Source organism: Cupriavidus sp. CPT47-8839-RL05A (assembly GCF_058792255.1).
The window spans coordinates 102,482-123,964 of the sequence record NZ_JBYTEG010000020.1 but is presented as its reverse complement, the minus strand read 5'-3'; the positions used below and the strand labels follow the sequence as shown (position 1 = coordinate 123,964).

At 65.5% G+C, this 21,483-nt stretch carries 24 protein-coding genes and 1 tRNA gene; 14 read left to right on the top strand and 11 right to left on the bottom strand.

Features of this window, described 5'->3' with window-relative positions; translation table 11 throughout:
- The first annotated feature begins 11 nt into the window (after positions 1-11).
- The 4 genes from boxA (at position 12) to AC3WVS_RS23470 (ending at position 2,651) form a co-directional block, all read left to right on the top strand.
- Positions 12-1,262, top strand: a complete 1,251-nt coding sequence (boxA, locus tag AC3WVS_RS23485) for a benzoyl-CoA 2,3-epoxidase subunit BoxA (protein ID WP_492320540.1) — start codon at positions 12-14, stop codon at positions 1,260-1,262.
- An 89-nt stretch (positions 1,263-1,351) separates the two neighbouring features.
- Positions 1,352-1,741 carry an antitoxin Xre/MbcA/ParS toxin-binding domain-containing protein gene (locus tag AC3WVS_RS23480; protein ID WP_492320539.1) on the top strand — a complete coding sequence of 130 codons (390 nt, stop codon included), beginning with the start codon at positions 1,352-1,354 and terminating at the stop codon, positions 1,739-1,741.
- Positions 1,701-2,453: an RES family NAD+ phosphorylase gene (locus AC3WVS_RS23475; protein WP_492320538.1), complete on the top strand. Its 753-nt coding sequence runs from the start codon at positions 1,701-1,703 to the stop codon at positions 2,451-2,453. The genes AC3WVS_RS23480 and AC3WVS_RS23475 overlap by 41 nt, the downstream gene beginning before the upstream one ends.
- Positions 2,454-2,575: 122 nt before the next feature.
- A tRNA-Met gene (locus tag AC3WVS_RS23470) sits at positions 2,576-2,651 on the top strand.
- Between the two features lie 145 nt (positions 2,652-2,796).
- On the opposite strand, the gene AC3WVS_RS23465 is transcribed toward AC3WVS_RS23470, so the two are convergent.
- The 3 genes from AC3WVS_RS23465 to AC3WVS_RS23455 all read right to left on the bottom strand — a co-directional run bounded on the left by AC3WVS_RS23465 (position 2,797) and on the right by AC3WVS_RS23455 (position 4,508).
- Entirely contained in the window at positions 2,797-3,348 is a 552-nt protein-coding gene (locus tag AC3WVS_RS23465; protein WP_492320537.1) for a hypothetical protein, read from the bottom strand.
- On the bottom strand, positions 3,345-3,959 hold the full coding sequence (locus tag AC3WVS_RS23460) for a hypothetical protein (RefSeq protein ID WP_492320536.1): 615 nt from the start codon (positions 3,957-3,959) through the stop codon (positions 3,345-3,347). Before AC3WVS_RS23460 ends, AC3WVS_RS23465 begins: the two co-directional genes overlap by 4 nt.
- Before the next feature lie 393 nt (positions 3,960-4,352).
- Complete coding sequence (locus AC3WVS_RS23455; RefSeq protein WP_492320535.1) at positions 4,353-4,508, bottom strand: PAAR domain-containing protein; 156 nt, start codon at positions 4,506-4,508, stop codon at positions 4,353-4,355.
- A 309-nt stretch (positions 4,509-4,817) separates the two neighbouring features.
- Between AC3WVS_RS23455 and AC3WVS_RS23450 the strand changes: the two genes are divergently transcribed.
- The 4 genes from AC3WVS_RS23450 (at position 4,818) to AC3WVS_RS23435 (ending at position 8,176) form a co-directional block, all read left to right on the top strand.
- Positions 4,818-5,402, top strand: coding sequence for an NUDIX hydrolase (locus tag AC3WVS_RS23450; RefSeq protein ID WP_011615057.1), 585 nt, complete (start codon positions 4,818-4,820; stop codon positions 5,400-5,402).
- 40 nt (positions 5,403-5,442) lie between these two features.
- Positions 5,443-6,195, top strand: a complete 753-nt coding sequence (aat, locus tag AC3WVS_RS23445) for a leucyl/phenylalanyl-tRNA--protein transferase (protein ID WP_492320534.1) — start codon at positions 5,443-5,445, stop codon at positions 6,193-6,195.
- A gap of 68 nt (positions 6,196-6,263) precedes the next feature.
- The gene (locus tag AC3WVS_RS23440; RefSeq protein WP_492320533.1) at positions 6,264-7,052 is read left to right on the top strand and encodes an arginyltransferase; all 789 of its coding nucleotides are present in this window, start codon (positions 6,264-6,266) and stop codon (positions 7,050-7,052) included.
- A gap of 89 nt (positions 7,053-7,141) precedes the next feature.
- Positions 7,142-8,176, top strand: a complete 1,035-nt coding sequence (locus AC3WVS_RS23435) for a quinone-dependent dihydroorotate dehydrogenase (protein WP_492320532.1) — start codon at positions 7,142-7,144, stop codon at positions 8,174-8,176.
- Between the two features lie 53 nt (positions 8,177-8,229).
- On the opposite strand, the gene AC3WVS_RS23430 is transcribed toward AC3WVS_RS23435, so the two are convergent.
- Together AC3WVS_RS23430 and AC3WVS_RS23425 are read right to left on the bottom strand one after the other, a co-directional pair.
- Positions 8,230-8,709, bottom strand: coding sequence for a hypothetical protein (locus AC3WVS_RS23430; RefSeq protein ID WP_492320531.1), 480 nt, complete (start codon positions 8,707-8,709; stop codon positions 8,230-8,232).
- Positions 8,710-8,720: 11 nt separating this feature from the next.
- Positions 8,721-9,704: a DUF2092 domain-containing protein gene (locus AC3WVS_RS23425; RefSeq protein ID WP_492320530.1), complete on the bottom strand. Its 984-nt coding sequence runs from the start codon at positions 9,702-9,704 to the stop codon at positions 8,721-8,723.
- 441 nt (positions 9,705-10,145) lie between these two features.
- Between AC3WVS_RS23425 and AC3WVS_RS23420 the strand changes: the two genes are divergently transcribed.
- The 3 genes from AC3WVS_RS23420 (at position 10,146) to AC3WVS_RS23410 (ending at position 12,991) form a co-directional block, all read left to right on the top strand.
- A complete protein-coding gene (locus AC3WVS_RS23420) occupies positions 10,146-11,123 on the top strand; it encodes an ABC transporter substrate-binding protein (protein WP_035815710.1) in 978 nt (325 codons plus the stop codon).
- 175 nt (positions 11,124-11,298) lie between these two features.
- Positions 11,299-12,195, top strand: coding sequence for an ABC transporter permease (locus AC3WVS_RS23415; protein WP_492320529.1), 897 nt, complete (start codon positions 11,299-11,301; stop codon positions 12,193-12,195).
- A gap of 1 nt (position 12,196) precedes the next feature.
- Positions 12,197-12,991 (top strand): ABC transporter ATP-binding protein, encoded by a 795-nt coding sequence (locus AC3WVS_RS23410; RefSeq protein ID WP_011615050.1) that lies wholly within the window; start codon positions 12,197-12,199, stop codon positions 12,989-12,991.
- Positions 12,992-13,085: 94 nt separating this feature from the next.
- Here the strand turns inward: AC3WVS_RS23410 and AC3WVS_RS23405 are convergent, their stop codons facing one another.
- From AC3WVS_RS23405 to AC3WVS_RS23395, 3 genes are all read right to left on the bottom strand, one after another.
- Complete coding sequence (locus AC3WVS_RS23405) at positions 13,086-14,063, bottom strand: Bug family tripartite tricarboxylate transporter substrate binding protein (protein ID WP_492320528.1); 978 nt, start codon at positions 14,061-14,063, stop codon at positions 13,086-13,088.
- 143 nt (positions 14,064-14,206) lie between these two features.
- Entirely contained in the window at positions 14,207-15,031 is an 825-nt protein-coding gene (locus tag AC3WVS_RS23400; protein WP_492320527.1) for a phosphate/phosphite/phosphonate ABC transporter substrate-binding protein, read from the bottom strand.
- On the bottom strand, positions 15,028-16,029 hold the full coding sequence (locus AC3WVS_RS23395; RefSeq protein ID WP_492320526.1) for an ornithine cyclodeaminase family protein: 1,002 nt from the start codon (positions 16,027-16,029) through the stop codon (positions 15,028-15,030). The genes AC3WVS_RS23400 and AC3WVS_RS23395 overlap by 4 nt, the downstream gene beginning before the upstream one ends.
- Before the next feature lie 194 nt (positions 16,030-16,223).
- Between AC3WVS_RS23395 and AC3WVS_RS23390 the strand changes: the two genes are divergently transcribed.
- Positions 16,224-17,111, top strand: coding sequence for a LysR family transcriptional regulator (locus tag AC3WVS_RS23390; protein WP_492320525.1), 888 nt, complete (start codon positions 16,224-16,226; stop codon positions 17,109-17,111).
- 18 nt (positions 17,112-17,129) lie between these two features.
- Here AC3WVS_RS23390 and AC3WVS_RS23385 read toward each other — a convergent pair whose 3' ends face one another.
- Genes AC3WVS_RS23385 through AC3WVS_RS23375 form a run of 3 tightly spaced genes read right to left on the bottom strand, consistent with a single transcriptional unit; the run spans position 17,130 to position 19,563 of the window.
- Positions 17,130-17,399: a hypothetical protein gene (locus AC3WVS_RS23385; protein WP_492320524.1), complete on the bottom strand. Its 270-nt coding sequence runs from the start codon at positions 17,397-17,399 to the stop codon at positions 17,130-17,132.
- Entirely contained in the window at positions 17,396-18,808 is a 1,413-nt protein-coding gene (locus AC3WVS_RS23380) for a LutB/LldF family L-lactate oxidation iron-sulfur protein (RefSeq protein ID WP_492320523.1), read from the bottom strand. Before AC3WVS_RS23380 ends, AC3WVS_RS23385 begins: the two co-directional genes overlap by 4 nt.
- Positions 18,809-18,837: 29 nt before the next feature.
- Positions 18,838-19,563, bottom strand: coding sequence for a (Fe-S)-binding protein (locus tag AC3WVS_RS23375; protein ID WP_492320522.1), 726 nt, complete (start codon positions 19,561-19,563; stop codon positions 18,838-18,840).
- A 235-nt stretch (positions 19,564-19,798) separates the two neighbouring features.
- Here AC3WVS_RS23375 and AC3WVS_RS23370 point away from each other — a divergent pair, with 235 nt between their 5' ends.
- Together AC3WVS_RS23370 and AC3WVS_RS23365 are read left to right on the top strand one after the other, a co-directional pair.
- On the top strand, positions 19,799-20,584 hold the full coding sequence (locus AC3WVS_RS23370) for an IclR family transcriptional regulator (RefSeq protein WP_013956405.1): 786 nt from the start codon (positions 19,799-19,801) through the stop codon (positions 20,582-20,584).
- A gap of 139 nt (positions 20,585-20,723) precedes the next feature.
- The gene (locus tag AC3WVS_RS23365) at positions 20,724-21,473 is read left to right on the top strand and encodes a FadR/GntR family transcriptional regulator (RefSeq protein ID WP_492320521.1); all 750 of its coding nucleotides are present in this window, start codon (positions 20,724-20,726) and stop codon (positions 21,471-21,473) included.
- Positions 21,474-21,483 lie beyond the last annotated feature (10 nt).

The following is a 21,483-nucleotide window of genomic DNA, read 5'->3' as shown; positions in this document are numbered from 1 at the left end:
GGAGACACGCCATGGGCGCCCCCGACATCATCAAGCAGCACCTGATCGATCCGGAAATCTGCATCCGCTGCAATACCTGCGAGGACACCTGCCCGATCGATGCCATCACCCACGACGACCGCAACTACGTGGTCAGGGCGGACGTGTGCAACGGCTGCAACGCCTGCCTGTCGCCCTGCCCGACCGGCGCCATCGACAACTGGCGCACCATGCTGCGCGGCCAGGCCTACCCGATCGAGGCGCAACTGCTGTGGGACGAGTTGCCGGCCGAAGTGCCGCTGCCGGAACTGGCCGACCTGGGTGACGCGCCGCAGGCAACCCTCGGCGGCGGCACCGCAACCGGCGCCGCGCCCGACGCCGCCATCCAGTCCGTGGAAACCAGCCGCCACACCTCGCCGCGTGCGCCGTGGTCGGCGGCCCATCCCTATGTGAACCTGCATGGCGCGCGCGCGCCGGTCACGGCGACCGTGGCCGGCAACTACCGGCTGACCGCCGAGGACGCATCCAGCGACATCCACCATATCGTGCTGGATTTCGGCACGCACTTCTTCCCGATCCTGGAAGGCCAGTCGATCGGCATCGTGCCGCCCGGCACGGATGCGTCGGGCAAGCCGCACTACATCCGCTTGTACTCGGTGGCCAGCCCACGCGACGGCGAGCGCCCGGGCTACAACAACCTGGCGCTGACCGTCAAACGGGTCGACCAGGACCACGACGGCAAGCCGGTGCGGGGCGTCGCGTCCAACTACCTGTGCGACCTGGCCAAGGGCGACAGCGTACAGGTGGTGGGGCCGTTCGGATCGACCTTCCTGATGCCCAACCATGTCGAGGCCAGCATCATGATGATCTGCACCGGCACGGGCTCAGCCCCGATGCGCGCCATGACCGAGCGCATGCGCCGCAACATGGCGCACTTCGGCGGGCGCCGGCAGCTGTTCTTCGGTGCGCGCAACGCCAACGAACTGCCCTACTTCGGCCCGCTGCTGAAGCTGCCCAAGGACTTCCTCGACATCCATTTCGCCTTCTCGCGCGATCCCGCCGCGCCGCGCCGCTACGTGCAGGACGCGATCCGCGATGCCGCGGACAGCGCCGCCGCGCTGCTGGCCGATCCCAACGGCCATGTCTATATCTGCGGACTGAAGGGCATGGAGGCAGGCGTGCTCGAGGCATTCGAAGTGGTGTGCGCCGGCGCCGGGCACGCGTGGCCGGAGATCGAGGCCGCAATGAAAGCGGAGGGCCGGCTCCATATCGAGACCTACTGACGCCGCCGTAGTTTGCTGGCTTTTCAGCAATCGCTTCCCTTCTGAAATGCATCGCCTATAATATTTCTGAAGAAACAGGAGTGATGGCGATGCAATCCAGGCGGATTCCGGAAACCGATCCCGCCGGCGGCCCCGACCCCGGCACCACGCTGACCAAGGCGGTGATGCGCGCCGCCGGCTTCCTCGGCATCAGCCAGGCGGTGGTGGCAGGCGTGCTGGGCATCAGCACGGCATCGGTATCGCGCATGGCATCTGGCGGCTATGTGCTCGATGCGCACCGCAAGGAGTGGGAATTCGGTGTTCTGTTCGTGCGCCTGTTCCGATCGCTCGATGCCATCCTGGGCCACGGCGACCAGGCCCGGCTGTGGCTGACCAATGAAAACCTGGCGCTGGGCGGCAAGCCCCTTGAAATGATCCGCACAACGGAAGGTCTGGTCCGTGTCGTTCACTACCTGGACGCCACCCGCGGTCGCATCTGAGCGCAGGCAGTTCGCGCTCACGCTGTGGCGGGCGGTGGAGGCCCAGCACGTCGTATCCACCATGCCGCTGGTCGACAGCCTGGAAGAACAGGCTGTGCTGGAAGCCGTGCTCGACGCCGGCAAACCAGCAGTGCCCGCCGAGGCACGCCACCTGCACTACCTGCTGTTCACCCCGTTCCGCTATCCGCCCTCGCCCTGGGGCTCGCGCTTTCGCGCCAGCCAGGATCCGGGCGTGTTCTACGGCGCCAACGAGATCCGCACCGCCTGCGCCGAACTCGGCTACTGGCGCTGGCGCTTCCTCAACGACAGCCCCGCGCTGCCGCGCATCGACGCCCGCGCGCAGACGCTGTTCGAAGTGCGCGTCGACACCTGGGGCGTGGCACTGGACACACCGCCGTTCGACCAGGACCACGCCACCTGGACCGACCCCGACCACCACGAACCCTGCCAGGCCTTCGGCCGCATCGCGCGCGAGGCCGGCCTTGGCATGATCCGCTACACCTCCGTGCGCGATCCCCGGCATGGCCCCTGCGGCGCGGTGCTGACCCCGCGCGCGTTCTCACACCCGGCGCCGCTGGCCACCACCACCTGGATGCTGACGGTGCGCCGCGACCGCGTGATCTGGCAGCGCGACGACCTGCAGCAACGCGACAGCTTCGAGTTCGAGGCCGCGCTGTGGCAGCGCACAACCGATAGCACTGGCAAGGGCTGAACCTCTGCCCCGTGCCGGCGATCTAATCGTTATGGCAGGCGGCAATGCGCACCGCTGGAAGGTATTTTTAAACAGGTGTTGCATTGCGCAACCAGATGCCATATAATCCTTTCTTCGACGGACGCGGGGTGGAGCAGTTGGCAGCTCGTCGGGCTCATAACCCGAAGGTCGCAGGTTCAAGTCCTGCCCCCGCAACCAACCGCATGATGCGTATCAGCGGTACCGTCAAAGCAGATAAAACCCGCCTCCGGCGGGTTTTTTGTTTTCTGTCACATGCAGGAAGCGAGGCTTCGCGTTCCGGCGCCTTCTCCTCCCAGAAGCGGGCGGCCCTGGAGTGCGGTGTCTACGGCATTGTGGGCACGGCCCTGCCATCAGCTTTGATCTTCCGAATATCCCGCACGGCATAGTAGAGCGCCCTGATCCTCGGCGCAGCATGCGAGCCGGTCAACTCTGCGATATACGCGGCCCGTACATTTTGAAATGAACCGCTGCGCCCCACCCCCTCAAAGGTGGACGCCACGCAAAAATACTTCCGAGCCTTCCGCTGAACGAACCCGTAAAGTGCTTGAGCGGGCTCGAATCTCTCCGGCCGCTCTGTGCCTGCGCGCTTTGCACCGAGGATGGACGCTCTTTGCCGTCCGACTATCAAAAGGTCCCCCGAATTCTTCTTGCTCGATGCATATCCAAAATCAACGCCATTGCGTCGATAGACGAGCATCACATAACCCGGCATGTCATCCTCGATAAGTATCCCGTCGCCCCCGAGCTCCTGGTACGTCGTCGATGCATCTACGCCCTGCAGCAGAACGCAACTATTCACAACTGACTCCGGCACTTGCGCCGCCGCAACTGATGACAACACCACGCCAGCAAAAAATACCAGCGTCCTCTTCATAGATACTCCTTTGAGTGGGTATATTTCAAGTAGTCCGGAGCTTGCCTCCAGAATATCGTTCCGCCATACGCTGCCGTCGACTCGCAGATATGATCGTAGCGCCAGATCTCCTCCTTCTTGACCTCGATCCTTCCATTTACCTTCGTCTTTGTTGTTTTCTCCTTCTTCACCACTTTCCGCGACTCCTTAATTCCATAAATATTATGCGACGAGTCAGTGAACTTTATCCCTCGCCCAACCTTGAAATGATTCTTGTAATTCGACTTTATATCCGCACCATCCCAAAAATATGCGCCATTTGAATAATCCACCCCACCTGACAACGCATTCCTTGCGGCCTTCACAGCATCGGACATCGGCGGCGATTTTTCGATTTCCCCCTCCTTAGCTGTATACAGCTTCTTGTATCGCTTATTGCCATCCGTCACCACAAACGAAAAAGACTTTTCCTTGGCAGTAAAGCCAGAAATAGTACTGTACCCTCGAGCTTTGCTTTGACGAACCATTACGTTTGCGATAGCCGCCATCTCCTCGAATACATCCGCCGTTGAAGACTCACCATATGCAATGGCCGCCAGCAAGCGGGTTTCGGCATCAAGCTTTTCTGGCATGCACACTCCTGCCCAGTCTTGTCCAGCCACATAACGAGCCGAAGATCGTGCTTTCCCGCGACAGCGATGGTACGTCCGTTTAATATATTCCGGTTTCGAGCCACCTGTTGTTCATCAACAAACAGATCGTAGCGATAACCTTCGACTGGCTGCCCGTCTTCATCGGTAATTTCAAAGTATTGCTCAACAATCTCAGGTGAATCTACATTCGCTTGCGCAGCAACATATGTTGTGCCGGCGAAACGGATGCCATACTCGTCCGTGCAACTTCAATTCTGAAATCCATTTGCGACGGCAAGACGAAAGGCTTCGTCTCACATTTGCAATAGACTCGGACTCCGCTCACAAGCAATTGCTTACCGTGAATATCGAAGGCGGGATAGCAATCGTTCATCACCGCCCCCCAGCTTTACAGGCAGGGCAAGTCGCATAATCCCCCTCGACGCCTACTGTCACGCCATGATGAAAGAAGCTCTGCCCGGTCCCGATAAGCACGCCGTTGGGGCTCGTCTTGTCCCCATTCCGGAGTGCATAGCGAATATCCGGCATTACGCCTCCTCCCGCTCATGGATATCTGGTGCTGTGTGGAGGACGTACCCGCAAGGTCGGCGGTTCTTGGTCTGCCGTGACAATGCCGCTCCTTTCCAGTGGAACGCAAATCACACATTTTTATCGCGCGATGCAAGTGCTGTCCTTACGGGTTGCCTTAAATCACATATGGAATCTTCATAACAAGGGTCCTGGGGATCTGCAACGAAATGCATGAGTGTCCACAGTCGAGCGACCCAGAGACCCTGACCCCTGCCGGCCCCATCCCCGAGGGTGATACACTTTCGCCATTCCTCCCGGACGCCCCTCATGAAATTCTGCTCGAACTGTGGTCATGCGGTCGTGTTGCGCGTGCCTGACGGCGACAACCGCCCGCGCAGTGTTTGCGACAACTGCGGCACCATCCACTACGTCAATCCCCGCAACGTCGTCGGCACGATCCCGGTGTGGGAGGACAAGATACTGCTGTGCAAGCGCGCCATCGAGCCACGCTACGGTTTCTGGACCCTGCCTGCGGGCTTCATGGAGATTGGCGAAACCACCGCGCAGGCTGCTTCGCGCGAGACGCTGGAAGAAGCCGGCGCGCGCGTGCAGGTCGGAGAACTGTTCTCGATCCTGAACGTGCCGCATGTGCACCAGGTGCATCTTTTCTACCTGGCCACGCTGGACGACCTGGATATCGCCCCCGGCGAGGAAAGCCTGGAGGTCAAGCTGGTCGAAGAGGCCGATGTGCCCTGGGATGAACTGGCGTTCCCCACCGTGATCCACACCCTGCGCTGCTTCTTTGCCGACCGCGCCGCCGGCCGGCTGCAGGACGGCAGCTTCCGGCTGCACAGCCTGGATATCGACAAGCCCATGCGCCCGCTGACCAGCCGGGCCACGGTCACGCCCTGAGCGGCGCGGCCGCCGCGCATCGCCCTACGGCGCAGCCCGCATGATTGCCTGGCTGGACCCGCAAGACCCGTTTCCGCCGGTTGACGAGGCGCTCGGGCCCGATTCCGAAGCCCCCGGCCTGCTGGCGGCCAGCCGCGACCTGTCGCCCCAGCGGCTGCTGCTGGCGTACCGCCAGGGCATCTTCCCGTGGTATTCGAGCGGCCAGCCGGTGCTGTGGTGGAGCACCGATCCGCGCATGGTGCTGCCCCCGCCGGCGCTGCGCGTCTCGCTCAACCTGCGCAAGACCCTGCGCCGCGTGCTGCGCGACGCTGACTGGGAGATCCGCGTCGACGACGACTTCCTGGCGGTGATGCGCGCCTGCGCGACCACCCCGCGCGACGGCCAGGACGGCACCTGGATCACCGACGACATCATTGCCGCGTACGGTACGCTGCACCGCAACGGCATGGCCCATTCGGTGGAAAGCTGGTACCGCGGCGAACGCGTGGGCGGCCTGTATGGGGTGGCGCTGGGCCGGATGTTCTTCGGCGAATCGATGTTCGCGCACCGCACCGATGCCTCAAAGATCGCGCTGGCGGCGCTGTGCGCGTTCCTCGGCAATCACGGCGTGGCGATGATAGACTGCCAGCAGGAAACCGACCACCTGGCCTCGCTGGGTGCGCGCCCGATCCCCCGCGCAGAGTTCGTGGCCCATGTGCGGGCGGCGACGGCGCTGCCGGCGATCAGTCCGTGGCGGTTCGACAAATCGGTGCTGGAGCGCTGGGCCGGGACGCCAGCCGCGCCGGCCGGCTGAAACCTGGCACGGGACGCCCCGCTGACTGCGCGTCCGGCCGCATCGTCCCGCCCGGAGCCCCCTGAGTCATGAGCAAGCTGAAGGAACTTCCGCTCTCCGCGCTGCAGTTCTATGCCACGGCGCCCTACGCTTGCAGCTATCTCGACGGCCGCATGGCACGCTCCCAGGTCGCCACCCCGGCGCACCTGATCAATGCCGACGTCTATTCACGCCTGGTGCGCGCCGGTTTTCGCCGCAGCGGCATCTTCACCTACCGACCGTATTGCGACGAATGCCACGCCTGCACGCCATGCCGCGTGGTGGTGGACCAGTTCGTGCCGGACCGCTCGCAGCGCCGCGCCTGGAGCCGCCACCAGCACCTGCAGGCACTGGTGGCGCCGCTAACCTATGTCGAAGAGCATTATTCGCTGTACCTGCTGTACCAGTCGATGCGCCACGCCGGCGGCGGCATGGACCAGGACAGCCGCGACCAGTACGAACAGTTCCTGCTGCAGAGCCGCGTCAACTCGCGCCTGGTGGAATTCCGCGAACCGCCGGGCTCGCCCGAGGCCGGGCGCCTGCGCATGGTCAGCATGATCGACGTGCTCGACGACGGGCTGTCGTCGGTCTACACCTTCTACGATCCGCTCGAACGCAACGCCAGCTATGGCACCTACAACATCCTGTGGCAGATCCGCCAGACGCGCGAGCTGGGCCTGCCGCACCTCTACCTGGGCTACTGGATCGCCGACAGCCGCAAGATGGCCTACAAGGCACGCTTCCGGCCGCTGCAGGTGCTGACCGGCAACCACTGGCATGCGTTCGAGGACGAAGCCGGGGATGCGGGCAGCCCCGCGCCTGCATCCACCCGGGAATAGCCGGGTCGCGGCATCCGGCCGCGCACTGACCGGGCATGCGGCCCAGCCGCTACAATGCGGGCCTGGTATTCACTCTGCCCTGCCCCCCCGTGCTCAACGCGCTCTACCCCCTGTTTCGCCCCGCCCTGTTCTCGATGGATGCCGAGGACGCCCACCATTTCACGCTGAACAACCTGCTGCGCGCCCATCGCATGGGCCTGGCGGGCTGCATCGGCAACAGGATTGCCGACGACCCGCGCACGGTCATGGGGGTGCGTTTCCCCAACCCGGTCGGCCTGGCCGCGGGGCTGGACAAGGACGGCGCCTATATCGACGGGCTGGCCGCGTTCGGCTTCGGCTTTATCGAGGTGGGCACGGTCACGCCGCGCGCGCAAGCGGGCAACCCGCGCCCGCGCATGTTCCGGCTGCCGCAAGCGGATGCGCTGATCAACCGCATGGGCTTCAACAACGGCGGCGTCGATGCCTTTGTCGCCAATGTGCGGGCCTCGCGCTGGAAGGCCGAGGGCGGCGTGCTGGGGCTGAACATCGGCAAGAACGCCGATACGCCGATCGAGCGCGCCAACGATGACTACCTCTACTGCCTGGAACGCGTCTACCCGCACGCCAGCTACGTGACGGTCAATATCTCGTCGCCCAACACCAAGAACCTGCGCCAGCTGCAAGGCGCGAGCGAGCTGGACAGCCTGCTGTCGACGCTGAAGGACGCGCAGCAGCGCCTGGCCGACCAGCACAAGCGCTACGTGCCGCTGGCGCTGAAGATCGCGCCGGACCTGGATGCCGACCAGATCGGCAATATCGGCGACGCGCTGGTGCGGCACAAGATCGACGGCGTGATCGCCACCAACACCACCATCTCGCGCGAGGTGGTCAAGGGCCTGCCGCATGCAGAGGAAGCCGGAGGCCTATCCGGCCGCCCGGTGTTCGAGGCCTCGACCCGGGTGGTGCGCGCGCTGCACGGCGTGGTCGGCGACGCGGTACCGATCATCGGCGTGGGCGGCATCTTCGGCGGCGCCGATGCGCGCGCCAAGATCGACGCCGGCGCGAAGCTGGTGCAGGTCTACAGCGGCCTGATCTACCGCGGCCCGGCGCTGGTGCGCGAGTGCGCCGCAGCGCTGCGCGGCTGAGCCGGCATCGTCAGGCAGGACTGGCGCGGCTCAACCCATAGCAGCCGGCCGCGTCAGTACGGAGCGTTCACCACAACGTACTGGGTTCCCTGCGGCTGATACCAGGTGCTGCCGCACTGCTGGTACACCATGCCGCCATAGCTGACCGGGACGCAGCTTGGCGGGACCGAGCGCACGACCGAACCCACTACAGCCGCGGTCACAGCCACCGTTGCGGTAACGGCGGCAGCGGTGGCGACCGGATGGTAATCGTTGTCCCAGCCGCCGCAGCATCCGCCATGCGTGTCGACATTGACGTTGACGTTCCGGTTCGTATTGATGTTGACGTTCCGGTTGGCATTGACACTGTTCACGCTGGCGCTGCGGACATTGTTGGTGCGCGCGTCGGCCCGCACGTTGCCGACCGGTGCGCCGCCACCGCCGCGCCCCACGGCGTGGCCGCCGCCACGCGCTTCAGCCTGCGGCACCCAGGCATAGGTGGCAAGCACGACTGCCCCCAGGACCGCGAGGAGGGACTTTTCGACTCGTTTCATGTGTCTCTCCTTCACTGGGTCTTGAGCGGAACAAACTTGGCCTCACGGGCGCCCTGTGGCGGCGTGAAGTGGAAGACGGAATCCTTGAAAGCCGGCTTCAGCTTCCAGTCCAGCCAGGTCACCGACTGCGGACGTGCCTCGTCAGCCCGGTTGGTCATCACCACCTTGCGCGGCACCGGACGGTTGCCGCTTGCAATCCAGATCTGCCAGTCGACCGCCCCCTGGCGCAAGGCATAGTGATCGCAGAGCGTGCCATCGATGTAGTCGCTGCCCGCATACATGGCCGAGGTGATGTTGCCCACCGGTGCCGCGGGCGTTCCCCACAGGAACAGATCGCCGATCGGCACCTCGATCCCGAAGCGCTGGCGCAGATGAACGATCAGATCACCAAGGTTTTCCGTTACGCCGGCTGAGGCGTAGTACTTTTGCGCCGGCTGGTAAAGCGTAACGGTCTTGCCGTCGTAGATCAGGTCACGTTGCGCGCGCGCGCTTCGCATCTGCGCCCGCATCTTGTTGGGCCGGTCGATGTCGATCCTGGCGGTCGCCGTATGCTGCAGCTTCTGGCCATCGGCCAGGACACGCTCGCCGTCCAGGTCGATATCGACGCTGAAACGCTTCAGCGTCGACAGGTAGGTGCCCATCTTGTTCAGGGCCTGGATCACCGCCGGGTCCACGGCATTGGCTGCCGGCTTGCTGGCAGCCGCCGGTTCAGCTGAAGCCGCGGGCTGGACGGACGCGGACTGGGTGACCGGAGCCGAAGCCGTCGGCGCCAGGCTGCTGCACGCCGCAAGCGAGACCCCCAGCACGGCAATACTCAAGACACGATACATAGCGAACCTCACAGGTTTTGATGCCATCACGGAGGACAATGCATACCATCGCTCGCGCATCCAGCGCTGTGTCGTCCCGGCGCTGCCGCGGTGGATGAATGCTAGCTGATCTGAAATTCCGGATATCGATCGGAAGACATGAATCTTTTCGAAACGTGAATTCAAGATCCCCGCTTCGAGCGCCAATATGTGGCGCGTGCCGCATCGCTTTCCTCATGCCGGCGACAGTCGGGACTTCGAGGAGAGCCTCGACACCCGGATCGCGCAATTGCATGAAGATGTCGCCGCCGCAATCAGGGTAATCCACAGGCAAAATATGAATCCCGCGCAATAAAATGCGCCTCGATGGCGGATAGCGGGCGTCTGGCAGCATCCGATGCCCCACTTCCGCATGATGACTGTCCATTTCGTGCGCGGGAAGTGGTATCCTCGCAGGCTTATCGCTGTCGCATCCGACGCGCCCGCGCACGCTCCCTCCAGCCGCAGGAAGCCGCCGCGCCCGCCCGGACCGGCACTGTGCGCCAGCATGCGCACGGGCCAGGACAGCGGACCGAACCATCCGCGGCCGTATCCAATCCAGAACCGAGTTTCGGGGGAGAACAGATAATGAAATCCATCAAGGGTCTCGCAGCAACCAAGTCGATCCTGGGCGGCGCCGTGGCGCTGGCCTTGCTGTATGGCGGCGCCGTGCAGGCCCAGACCGTCAAGGTGCTGTCGATCGTCGACCACCCCGCGCTGGACGCCATCCGCGACGGCGTGCGCGCCGAACTGAAGGCCGCCGGCTATGACGCCGACAAGAGCCTGAAGTGGGAATACCAGAGCGCCCAGGGCAACACCGGCACCGCAGCGCAGATCGCCCGCAAGTTCGTCGGCGACAACCCGAACGCCATCGTTGCCATCGCCACCCCGTCGGCCCAGGCCGTGGTTGCCGCCACCAAGAGCGTGCCGGTGGTGTACTCGGGCGTGACCGATCCGGTCGCCGCGCAGCTGGTCAAGAGCTGGTCGGCCTCGGGCACCAACGTTACCGGCGTGTCGGACAAGCTGCCGCTGGACAAGCAGGTCGCGCTGATCAAGCGCGTGGTGCCCAAGGCCAAGACCGTGGGCATGGTCTACAACCCGGGCGAAGCCAACTCGGTGGTCGTGGTCAAGGAACTGAAGGAGCTGCTGGCCAAGGACGGCCTGACGCTCAAGGAAGCCGCCGCGCCGCGTACCGTTGACATCGGCCCGGCCGCCAAGAGCCTGATCGGCAAGGTCGACGTGATCTACACCAACACCGACAACAACGTGGTGTCGGCGTATGAGTCCCTGGTCAAGGTCGCCAACGAATCCAAGATCCCGCTGGTTGCCGCCGATACCGACAGCGTCAAGCGTGGCGCCGTGGCCGCGCTGGGCATCAATTACGGCGACCTGGGCCACCAGACCGGCAAGGTCGTGGTGCGCATCCTGAAGGGCGAGAAGCCGGGCGCGATCGCCTCGCAGACCAGCGACAACCTGGAACTGTTCGTCAACACGGGCGCCGCCGCCAAGCAAGGCGTCACGCTGTCGCCGGAGCTGGTCAAGGAAGCCAAGACGGTCATCAAGTAAGCAACAGCCAAGCACTGCCCCCTGCCGCCGCAAGACGGCGGGTGCCCGTCGGGCCTATCCGGCCCGACGGGACAGAACAGGGCGAGGCAGCCGGCAGCCCCACACGGGCGTGCCGGCCCACCCGCCCCGAAGGCGGCGCCAAGGCAGCCGCCAGCCCCTGCAACAGGATTCCCCCATGTCCCTCTTTTCCCTTCTGGGCGCCCTGGAGATCGGCCTGATCTTCAGCCTGGTGGCGCTCGGGGTGCTGATCTCCTTCCGCATCCTCAACTTTCCCGACCTGACCGTTGATGGCAGCTTTCCGCTCGGCGGCGCCGTCGCCGCGACGCTGATCGCCGCCGGCCAGGACCCGTTCATGGCCACTGCCGTGGCGATCGCTGCCGGCGCGCTGGCAGGCTCCATCACCGGCTGGCTCAATGTGCGCCTGAAGATCATGGATCTGCTCGCCAGTATCCTGATGATGATCGCGCTGTACTCGATCAACCTGCGCATCATGGGCCGCCCCAATGTGCCGCTGATCACCGAGCCCACGCTGTTCACCATCCTGCAGCCCGAATGGCTGCCTGACTACGTGCTGCGCCCGCTGGTGCTGCTCGTGGTGGTGGTGGTGGCCAAGGTCGGCCTGGACTGGTTCTTCAGCTCGCAGCTGGGCCTGGCGATGCGCGCCACCGGCGCCAACCCGCGCATGGCCCGCTCGCAGGGCATCCCTACCGGCCGCGCCACGCTGGCCGGCATGGCGCTGTCCAATGCGCTGGTGGCACTGGCCGGCGCGCTGTTCGCGCAGACCCAGGGCGGCTCCGATATCTCCATGGGCATCGGCACCATCGTGATCGGCCTGGCCGCGGTGATCATCGGCGAAACCATCCTGCCGGCACGCCGCCTGATCTGGACCACGCTGGCCGTGGTGCTGGGCGCCATCCTGTACCGCTTCTTCATCGCACTGGCACTGAACAGCGACTTCATCGGCCTCAAGGCGCAGGACCTGAACCTGGTGACCGCAGCGCTGGTGACGATCGCGCTGGTGCTGCCGGCAACCCGCAAGAAGCTGTTCGCCCGCAAGAACGGAGGCGCCTGAGATGCTGCGCGCACAAGACCTGAAACTCACCTTCAACCCGGGCACCCCGATCGAGACCCGCGCGCTGCGCGGGCTCAGCCTGGAGATCCCCAGCGGCCAGTTCGTGGCCGTGATCGGCTCCAACGGCGCCGGCAAGTCGACCTTCCTGAATGCGATCAGCGGCGACCAGATGGTCGACTCGGGCCGCATCACCATCGATGATACCGACGTCACGCGCCAGCCCGCATGGGACCGCGCCCACCTGGTGGCCCGCGTGTTCCAGGACCCGATGGCCGGCACCTGCGAGGCGCTGACGATCGAGGAAAACATGGCCCTGGCCATGGCCCGCGGCAGCCGCCGCGGCTTCCGCCCGGCGCTGAACCGCACCTCGCGCGAGCTGTTCCGCGAGAAGCTGCGCCTGCTCAACCTGGGCCTGGAAAACCGCCTGACCGACCGCATCGGCCTGCTCTCCGGCGGCCAGCGCCAGGCGGTGAGCCTGCTGATGGCTTCGCTGCAGCCGTCGCGCATCCTGCTGCTGGACGAGCACACCGCCGCGCTGGACCCGAAGACCGCCGCCTTCGTGCTGGAGCTGACCGCGCGCATCGTCGAGGAAAGCAAGCTGACCACGATGATGGTGACGCACAGCATGCGCCAGGCACTGGACTACGGCCAGCGCACGGTGATGCTGCACCAGGGCCAGGTGGTGCTGGACGTGTCCGGCGACAAGCGCAAGGGGCTGGATGTGCCGGACCTGCTGAAGATGTTCGAGCAGACCCGCCACGAGCAGCTGGACGACGACGCGCTGCTGCTGGGTTGAAGAAGACCTGTAGCGATTAAAAAACGGGGAGCTTCGGCTCCCCGTTTTGTTTTGATATGTGCGCCGGCTAGTAGCGCTACCTCGCCTTCAACCCTCAATCGATCGTGATGTTCCGCTGGCGAATCACGCCGGCCCAGCGCGTGCTTTCCTTCTGGATGGCAGCGGCAAGCTGCTGCGGCGTGCCGCCGGCCGCCGCCATGCCCAGCGTGGCCAGTCTTTCCTTGAGCGCGGCGTCGGCCAGCACGGCATCGACATGCTGGCTGAGCTTGCGCACGATTTCCGCGGGCGTACCGGCCGGCGCCATCAACGCGTACCAGGAAACCGCCTCGAACTTCGGGAATCCCTGTTCGGCAATGGTCGGCACCTCGGGCAGGATCGCCGAACGTCTGGCGCTGGCAACCCCCAGCGCGTGCAGCTTGCCGGCCCGGATATACGGCAACGCCACGGAAAGCGGCGCGAACATCATCGTCACCTGGCCGCCGACCACATCGGTCATCGCCGGACTGATGCCCTTGTACGGGACGTGGTTCAGCTTGATATGGGCATCGAGCTGCAGCAACTCGCCCGCCAGGTGGGCCTGGCTGCCCGCGCCGGGCGACGCGAAGCTCAGCTCGCCCGGTTTCTGCGTGGCCAGCTTGCGCAGGTCCGCCAGCGACCGGGCCGGCGTTGCCGCATTGACCACCAGCACGTTTTCGGCGGTGGCCAGCATTGCCACCGGCGCCAGGTCTGCCGGCTTGTACGGGAGATTAGGCATCAGCGTGGGGTTCACCGCAATATTGCCCACCGGTACGACGGCCAGGGTATAGCCGTCAGGCGCGGCCTTGGCCACCATGTCGACGCCGATGGTGCCCGCCGCGCCGGCCTTGTTGTCGACCAGCACGCTCTGGCCAGTGGCCTTGGCGATGCCCTCGCCAACCGCCCGGCCGAGCACATCGGCCGGGCCGCCGGCAGCAAACGGCACCACGATCCGCACCGGCTTGGCGGGATAGCCCTGCGGCTGGGCAAGCGCGGGCGGGGCCGCGAGCCACGGCGCGCAGGCCGCCACGCAGGCGAGCACGCAACGCATGGCCATACGCCGCAGATCTGCTCGTACGGCGGGCTTTACAGCATGTTCTACAGCGGGTTTCACAGTGGAAATCATTACAGTTCCCCTATTCGGCAGTTATCAGGCTTGGCTCCCCCACCGCGCCGGCAGTCTGGTTATCGTGCACCGGTTCAAGACGGCTGCATGCCGGCATCGGTCAATGCAAATCCCGCCTGGTCGGCTTCGCGCGCCATGGCGGGCAACACTGCGTAGTCGGAGGGCCGCACCGCGGCAAAGCGTGCCAGCCCCAACATGGCCAGCAGATCCGTCCCCGCTGCGTCTTCATGCAGCGTCAGCAGCGCAGTACGCACGCGCGCGCTCTGCCACGGATCGATCTGCGCCGCGGCCACGAGCGGCGGGATCGGCGCGGCTTTGGTGACCTCCAGCGTTCTCAGCTGCGCCACGAGCGCGGGCTCGAAGCGGCGCAGCAGGTCCAGCACGTAGCTGTCGACCACACCCACGTCGGCACGCCCGGCGATCAGCGCTTCGATGACTTCGCGCGGCGTCGGCGTGGTCACCTCGGTCGCCCGGTACAGCGCGCGCGTGCCCGCCGGCGCCAGCCGCATCAGGTGGTGGCGTGGTGCGTTGTAGCCCGAGTTTGACTCAGGCAGCATGCATGCCAGCCGTCCGCCGAAGGTCAGCGCCAGCGTCTGCGCCGATGCATCGGCGCGCACGATGAACTCGGTGAAATACACCGGGCGCCCGCCGTAGCGCGGCAGCGACGGCACCGGCGCCGCCAGCAGTTGCGGCGAGGCCGGCGCGCTGGCATAGGGATAGCCGCACATGAACACGCAGCCACAATCCGGCCGCGCCCATAGCGCGCTGACCGGGGCGGGTGCTGCGTGCTCGACATACGGCAGGTCCACGCCGGCGCACTCGGCCACGTGCGCCAGCAGCGCACGCCATGCCTGCCCGGCCGGCGTGCTCACCGAGTACATGCGAGCGTTGGCGATCATGCGTAGACCAGCCTCTGGCCCAGCCCGCGGCTTTCGGCCTTCTTCAGGATGGCGTGGCCCAGCGCAATATCGCTCAGGGACAGCCCGCGGTGCCAGAACAGGTTGGTCTCGTCATCGCTCTGGCGGCCCGGCTTGCGCCCTGCGGCGATTTCGCCCAGTTCGGCATAAAGCGTCTGCTCCGACAGCTTGCCGGCTTCCACATGCGCGCGCAGCGAGCCAAACATGCCCCCCTTGCACTGCCCCCAGTCGTCCACCACCAGCTTGGCCATGATGTCGGTCAGCGACAGCTCGACCGCGCTCATGGTGCCGTAGGGCACGACAAAGGCACCGCGCTTGATCCATTCGGTCTTGAGCATCGGCGTCGGGCGCTCCAGGCGCGAAGCCTCGACCACAATGTCGGCATCGCGCACGCATGACTCCCAGTCTTCGGTCACCACGATCTTCTTGCCGAGATCGCGCTCCAGCCGCGCGGCGAAGGCATTGCGGCTTTCCGGGCGGCGCGAGTGCACGCGGATCTCGTCGAAGTCGAACAGGCTGTCGAGCAGGCGCACGTTCCAGTAAGAAGTGCCGCGCGCCCCGATATGGCCCAGCACCTTGCTGTTGCGGCGCGCCAGGTGCTTTGCCCCGAGCGCGGTAAGCGCGCCGGTGCGCGCATCGGTGATGAAGGTGGCATCGATCATCGCCACCGGAGCACCGGTACGCGGATCGAACAGGTTGAGCATCGCCATTTCCGATGGCAGGCCAAGCTTGTAGTTGTCGACGAAGTCACCCACGATCTTGACGCCGGCCAGCCCCAGCGGCGCCACGTAGCCGCGCAGCACATTGAAGTGGCCGTTGAAGGCGGGGTCGGGAATCAGGTGCACGCGCGGCTCGATCACGGTCTGCCCGTTGCCTTGCGCCACCAGTGCTTGCTCGACCGCGTCCAGGATCTCGGCGTCGGCCATTTCCAGGCGTGCGATGTCCTTGCCGTTGAGATAGGTGAGATGGATGTCGCTCATACAGTCCTTTCCTCCAGGGTTATGCCGGCACACTGCCGGTGCCTCTTGCACCGCATCGCGGCCGCCGCGCTTCCATGTGGTGCCGTGCCTGCGTTGCAAAGGCTCGGCGTGTTTCGATGGAATTCAGTGTAGGTATGGCGCCATTGACTGTCATATGCTTATATGTCCGCCAGCCTTAACATCAGGTTAATGCCATGAAAATGAACCTGCGCCAGATCGAGGTGTTCCGCGCGGTCATGCTGACCGGCTCGATCAGCGGTGCGTCCAAGCTGCTGTATGTGTCGCAGCCGGCAATCAGCCGGCTGATGTCGCACACCGAGCAACGCCTTGGACTGGAATTGTTCCGCCGCACCAAGGGACGGCTTTACCCCACGCCGGAGGCGCGGCGCTTGCTGGGGGAAGTGAATGCGGTCTACGAAGGCATCGAGCGCGTCAACGAGATCGCCGAAGACCTTGCCGCCAACCGCACCGGCAGCCTGCGCATCTCATGCAGCCCCAACCTGGGCCAGACCGTGTTGCCGCGTGCAATCGCCGGCTTCCGCGCGGCGCACCCGGCGGTGCGGGTGGTGGTGCGTACGCAGATTCCGGGCAATATGCTGCGCGCGGTACTGTCGGGGCAGGTGGATCTGGCGGTGTCGAACATGCCGCTGGTGCATCCCAACCTGGAAGCACGACTGCTGGTGAAGAACCCGATCGTGGCCTTGGTGCCGGCAGGGCACCCGCTGGCCGCGCGCAAGTGGGTGCGCCCGGCCGACCTGATCGGCGAAGACCTGATCGGCTACGGGCCGGACGTCCCGTTCGGCCTGCTGGTGCATGAGATGTTCGGCAACGAGGGCGACCAGCCCGATATGCGCGTCCAGGTTGAACAGGCGCATGTGGCGCGCGCGCTGGCGCAGGCCGGCGCCGGCATCGCGCTGGTCGACGCCATGACCGTGTTTGGCGCGGCCTGGCCCAATATTTTCGCGGTGCCGGTGCGCACCAAGGTCAATGCCTCAGTGCAGATTTTCCATATGCAGACCGAGCCGCTGTCGCGGCTGTCGCTGGAATTCGTCGATACGCTGACGGCGATGATGAAGCGCTGACGCGCTGAGTGGCTGGCGTCAGACCGTCGCGGCCTTGTCCAGCCAGCGCCCCATCTGCTCCGTCACCGCCGTGCTGGAGAACGAGCAGCTGTCCTGCGCAAACACCGCGGACATCTCCATCCGGCGCAGCAGCTCCTCCATCGCCTGCCCGTAGACCGGCGGCAGCGCCAGCCCGCTGCCGGCTTCGCGCCAGGCGCGCACCAGGTCGGCGGCGGGCATCGATCCCGCCAGGTGCTGGTCCAGTGCGGCACGCATGCGCGCCAGGGCTTCGCGGTTGGTTGCGCTCATGAACGTGCCCTCCTTTCCTTGTACAGTTCGCGGAACGTGCGGCCCGACGGGGCCGGCATGTCGCGGGTTTCGGTCCAGCCCTTGCCCGCCATCGGCAGGCTGGCAATCAGCTTGTTGCTGCCGCCCATGCGGCCCAGCAGCCAGGCGCCGATGCGAGTGGCAAAGGCGTACAGCTCCGGGCGCTTGGCGACGTAGCCCCACACCTGCAGCGCGAAGCGTTCCTGCCACGGGCGCAGCCCGCGCTCCATCTGCTTCTCGCGCAGCTTGCGCAGCAAGTCGGACAGCGGGATCGAGGCCGGACACACGCGGTTGCACTCGCCGCACATGGTCGCCGCCTGCGGCAGGTCGATCGCATTGGCGAGGCCGACATAGCTCGGCGTCAGCACGCTGCCCATCGGGCCCGGGTAGACCCAGCCATAGGCATGGCCGCCGATCTTCTGGTACACCGGGCAATGATTCATGCAGGCGCCGCAGCGGATACAGCGCAGCATCTCCTGGAAGTCGCCGCCGATCAGCCCGGTGCGGCCGCCATCGACCAGCACGAAATACATATGCTCGGGGCCGTCGCGCTCGCCCTCGGCGCGCGGGCCGGTCAGCAGCGAGAAGTAGTTCGAGATGGCCTGGCCGGTGGCCGAGCGCGGCAGCAGGCGCATCACCGTGGCCAGGTCTTCCAGCGTCGGCAGCACCTTTTCGATGCCGGTCACGGCCACGTGCACGCGCGGCAGCACCGTGCACATGCCTTCGTTGCCCTCGTTGGTGACCACCGCCACCGAGCCGGTCTCGGCAATGATGAAGTTGCCGCCGGTGACGCCCATGTCGGCGCTCAGGAACTCGGGCCGCAGCACTTCGCGCGCCTCGCGCGTCATCTCCGGGATCTCGGTCAGCCGCGGCTTGTGGTGGACCCTGGCGAACAGGTCGGCGATCTCGTCCTTGTCCTTGTGCACCACCGGCGCAATGATGTGCGACGGCGGTTCCGAGTCGTTGATCTGCAGGATGTATTCGCCCAGGTCGGTCTCGATGCTCTGCACGCCCATCTCGCCCAGCACCTGGTTCAGGCGCATTTCCTCGGTCACCATGGACTTGCTCTTGATGACCTTCTTCACGCCGTGCTTCTGCGCGATCTCGGCCACCAGGCGCGCGGCATCGGCGGTGGTCTCGGCAAACAGCACCGTGGCGCCTCGCCTGGTCGCGTTCTCTTCGAAGGTGGCGAGCCAGACGTCGAGGTTTTCCAGCGCGCGGTTGCGGCGCTCTTTCAGTGCCTCGCGCGTGGCGTCGAAGTCGATGTCGAGGATCGCGTCGGCGCGGGCCGTGACGAACTTGGTCGAAAGCTTCTTCAGGTTCTGCTGCAGGCGCTGGTCGGCCAGCTTCTGGCCGGCGCGCGCCTTGAATTCCATGCTGTGGACTTGCATCGTGGCGATTCCCCGGATTTCAGCGGATGTCAGGCGTCGCCCGCCAGCACCTGGGCGATATGCAGCACGCGCGTGCTGCTGTCGCCGGTGCGGCGCAGGCGGCCTTCGATATTGAGGATGCAGCCCAGGTCGCCCAGCACCACCGTATCGGCGCCGCTGGCCTTGATGTTGGCGCACTTCTCGTCGACGATCGCAGTCGAGATATTGCCGTACTTGACCGAGAAGGTGCCGCCAAAACCGCAGCAGGCTTCGCAATCCTTCATTTCGGTCAGCTGCACGCCCGGCAGCCGCGACAGCAGCTCGCGCGGCTGCTGCTTGACGCCCAGCTCGCGCAGGCCGGAACAGGAATCGTGGTAGGTGACATGGCCCGAGAACGACGACGGCAGCGTCTGCACCCTGGCCACGTTGACCAGGAAATCCGTCAGCTCGAACACGCGTCCGCGCAGGCGCTCGTAGCGGCCGTTGAGTTCGGGATCGTTGTGCAGCAGGTCGCCGTAATGCTGCCGGATCATGCCGCCGCAGCTGCCTGACGGCACCACGATGTAGTCGAACATCTCGAACTCGCGCAGGAATTTCTCCGCGAGGTCGCGCGACACCGCGCGCTCGCCCGAGTTGTAGGCCGGCTGGCCGCAGCAGGTCTGCGCCTCGGGCACCATGACCTCGGAGCCGGCGGCTTCCAGCAGCTTGAGCACCGAAAACCCGATTTCCGGACGCATCAGGTCCACCAGGCAGGTGGCGAACAGACCAACTCGCATTGTCGACTTCTCCAGACCCCGAAACCCCGCAATTATGCGCGTTTGCGTCGCACGTGGCGCACAAACCGTTCAGCAAGGGCGTGAATCCGGTGCAATGCACATCACTTCCGGGAGCAACATCACCGGGCGATTCTTACGGTAATGTCATTTCACCTATTGAAATTTTCACAATGCGAGATAGAATCAGGCAGACGCTTAAAAATGCCGCAAGGCAACATTTCTCTTTTTTCCATCTATGTCCGACGCAGACAAGTCACCCGGCAAGACGTCCATCCAGGTCATCGAGCGCATGATGACCCTGCTGGACGCGCTCGCGCAGCACGCCGACCCGGTCAGCCTGAAAGAGCTGTCCCTGGCCACGGGGCTGCATCCCTCCACCGCCCACCGCATCCTCAACGACATGGTGGCCTGCCGCTTTGTCGACCGTTCCGATCCCGGCAGCTACCGGCTCGGCATGCGGCTGCTGGAACTGGGCAACCTGGTCAAGGCACGCCTGTCGGTGCGCGACGCGGCGCTGGCGCCGATGCGCGCGCTGCACCGCGTCACCGGCCAGACCGTGAACCTGTCGGTGCGCCAGGGCGATGAAATCGTCTACATCGAGCGCGCCTACAGCGAGCGCTCGGGCATGCAGGTGGTGCGCGCCATCGGCGGCCGCGCGCCGCTGCACCTGACCTCAGTCGGCAAGCTGTTCCTGGCCGCGGACGAAGCCGCGCGCGTGCGCAACTACGCCACCCGCACCGGGCTGGCCGGGCATACGCGCACCTCGATCACCGACCTGACCAAGCTCGAGCGGGAGCTCAGCTGGGTGCGCTCCAACGGCTATGCGCGCGACAACGAAGAGCTGGAACTGGGCGTGCGCTGCATTGCCGCCGGCATCTATGACGACTCGCGCCGGCTGGTTGCCGGGCTGTCGCTGTCGGCGCCGGCCGACCGGCTGCAGGACAGCTGGCTGCAAAACCTGAAGGACACGGCGCTGCAAATCTCGCGCGGCATGGGCTACGTGACCGAAGCCGCCGCCTGAAGACCGAATCGCCGGCCACCGCCAACGCGCGGGCTGCCATCATGGCAGCCCGCGCGTTTTGCTTTGGGGCTGCGGCCATCTCAATTCAATGGTTTACCCTTAGTTTTCAGATAACCAGCAAACCTTATAATCGGCTCCCATGCGAACCCGTGCCGTCACCCTCACCGAACAGGTCACCCGCCAGCTGCGCGCCGATATCGAAAGCGGCGCCTACCCGGTCGGCAGCCGGTTGCCGACCGGCAGGCAGCTGGCCGAGCAGTACGGCGTCAGCGCCGCGGTGATCCGCGAAGTCACCGAGCACCTGCGTTCGCAGGGCTTCGTCGAGTCACGCCAGGGCGTCGGCTGCACGGTGCGCTCGCGTACCGGCGCGGCGGGATTCCAGCTGCCACGCGAACCCGATATCGACGCCAGCGGGCTGGCCGACCTGTACGACCTGCGCATCGACCTGGAAGGCGCCGCCGCGGCGCTGGCCGCCGTGCGCCGCACCGATGTGGACGTGGCCGCACTGAGTGCACTGCTGCAGCGGCTGCGCGCTCATCTCTATGACCCGCAGCCGGCGGCCGATATCGACGCCGCCTTCCATATCGGCATTGCCGCCGCCACGCACAACCCCTACTACCGCCAGCTGCTGCAGTACCTGAACCTGCAGCTGCATCAGGCCGTGGCCACCGCGCGCGCCAATACGCTGCGCCAGGCAGGCCTGGCCGAGACCGTGCATGCCGAGCATGAAGCGATCGTCGATGCCATCCGCCGTGGCGATGCCGCGGCCGCCCGCGCGGCCGCGGTGATGCACCTGCAATGCGCGGCGCGCCGGCTTGGCCTGGCGCTGCGCGCGCGCGCCGATGAAGCGTCGCCAGCGCACGCAGCCAGCTCCCCTTCCCTTTCCTGAGACGACACCG

Excerpts from the sequence above, each read along its gene's own strand:
- AC3WVS_RS23395 (WP_492320526.1), bottom strand. The coding sequence starts at position 16,029 with ATGAGCGACATCCATCTCACCTATCTCAACGGCAAGGACATCGCACGC.
- aat (WP_492320534.1), top strand. The coding sequence starts at position 5,443 with ATGATTGCCTGGCTGGACCCGCAAGACCCGTTTCCGCCGGTTGACGAG.
- AC3WVS_RS23430 (WP_492320531.1), bottom strand. The coding sequence starts at position 8,709 with ATGAAACGAGTCGAAAAGTCCCTCCTCGCGGTCCTGGGGGCAGTCGTG.
- AC3WVS_RS23390 (WP_492320525.1), top strand. The coding sequence starts at position 16,224 with ATGAAAATGAACCTGCGCCAGATCGAGGTGTTCCGCGCGGTCATGCTG.
- boxA (WP_492320540.1), top strand. The coding sequence starts at position 12 with ATGGGCGCCCCCGACATCATCAAGCAGCACCTGATCGATCCGGAAATC.
- AC3WVS_RS23420 (WP_035815710.1), top strand. The coding sequence starts at position 10,146 with ATGAAATCCATCAAGGGTCTCGCAGCAACCAAGTCGATCCTGGGCGGC.
- AC3WVS_RS23440 (WP_492320533.1), top strand. The coding sequence starts at position 6,264 with ATGAGCAAGCTGAAGGAACTTCCGCTCTCCGCGCTGCAGTTCTATGCC.
- AC3WVS_RS23375 (WP_492320522.1), bottom strand. The coding sequence starts at position 19,563 with ATGCGAGTTGGTCTGTTCGCCACCTGCCTGGTGGACCTGATGCGTCCG.
- AC3WVS_RS23400 (WP_492320527.1), bottom strand. The coding sequence starts at position 15,031 with ATGATCGCCAACGCTCGCATGTACTCGGTGAGCACGCCGGCCGGGCAG.
- AC3WVS_RS23405 (WP_492320528.1), bottom strand. The coding sequence starts at position 14,063 with ATGGCCATGCGTTGCGTGCTCGCCTGCGTGGCGGCCTGCGCGCCGTGG.
- AC3WVS_RS23460 (WP_492320536.1), bottom strand. The coding sequence starts at position 3,959 with ATGCCAGAAAAGCTTGATGCCGAAACCCGCTTGCTGGCGGCCATTGCA.
- AC3WVS_RS23370 (WP_013956405.1), top strand. The coding sequence starts at position 19,799 with ATGTCCGACGCAGACAAGTCACCCGGCAAGACGTCCATCCAGGTCATC.
- AC3WVS_RS23450 (WP_011615057.1), top strand. The coding sequence starts at position 4,818 with ATGAAATTCTGCTCGAACTGTGGTCATGCGGTCGTGTTGCGCGTGCCT.
- AC3WVS_RS23365 (WP_492320521.1), top strand. The coding sequence starts at position 20,724 with ATGCGAACCCGTGCCGTCACCCTCACCGAACAGGTCACCCGCCAGCTG.
- AC3WVS_RS23455 (WP_492320535.1), bottom strand. The coding sequence starts at position 4,508 with ATGCCGGATATTCGCTATGCACTCCGGAATGGGGACAAGACGAGCCCC.
- AC3WVS_RS23380 (WP_492320523.1), bottom strand. The coding sequence starts at position 18,808 with ATGCAAGTCCACAGCATGGAATTCAAGGCGCGCGCCGGCCAGAAGCTG.
- AC3WVS_RS23410 (WP_011615050.1), top strand. The coding sequence starts at position 12,197 with ATGCTGCGCGCACAAGACCTGAAACTCACCTTCAACCCGGGCACCCCG.
- AC3WVS_RS23385 (WP_492320524.1), bottom strand. The coding sequence starts at position 17,399 with ATGAGCGCAACCAACCGCGAAGCCCTGGCGCGCATGCGTGCCGCACTG.
- AC3WVS_RS23465 (WP_492320537.1), bottom strand. The coding sequence starts at position 3,348 with ATGAAGAGGACGCTGGTATTTTTTGCTGGCGTGGTGTTGTCATCAGTT.
- AC3WVS_RS23480 (WP_492320539.1), top strand. The coding sequence starts at position 1,352 with ATGCAATCCAGGCGGATTCCGGAAACCGATCCCGCCGGCGGCCCCGAC.
- AC3WVS_RS23415 (WP_492320529.1), top strand. The coding sequence starts at position 11,299 with ATGTCCCTCTTTTCCCTTCTGGGCGCCCTGGAGATCGGCCTGATCTTC.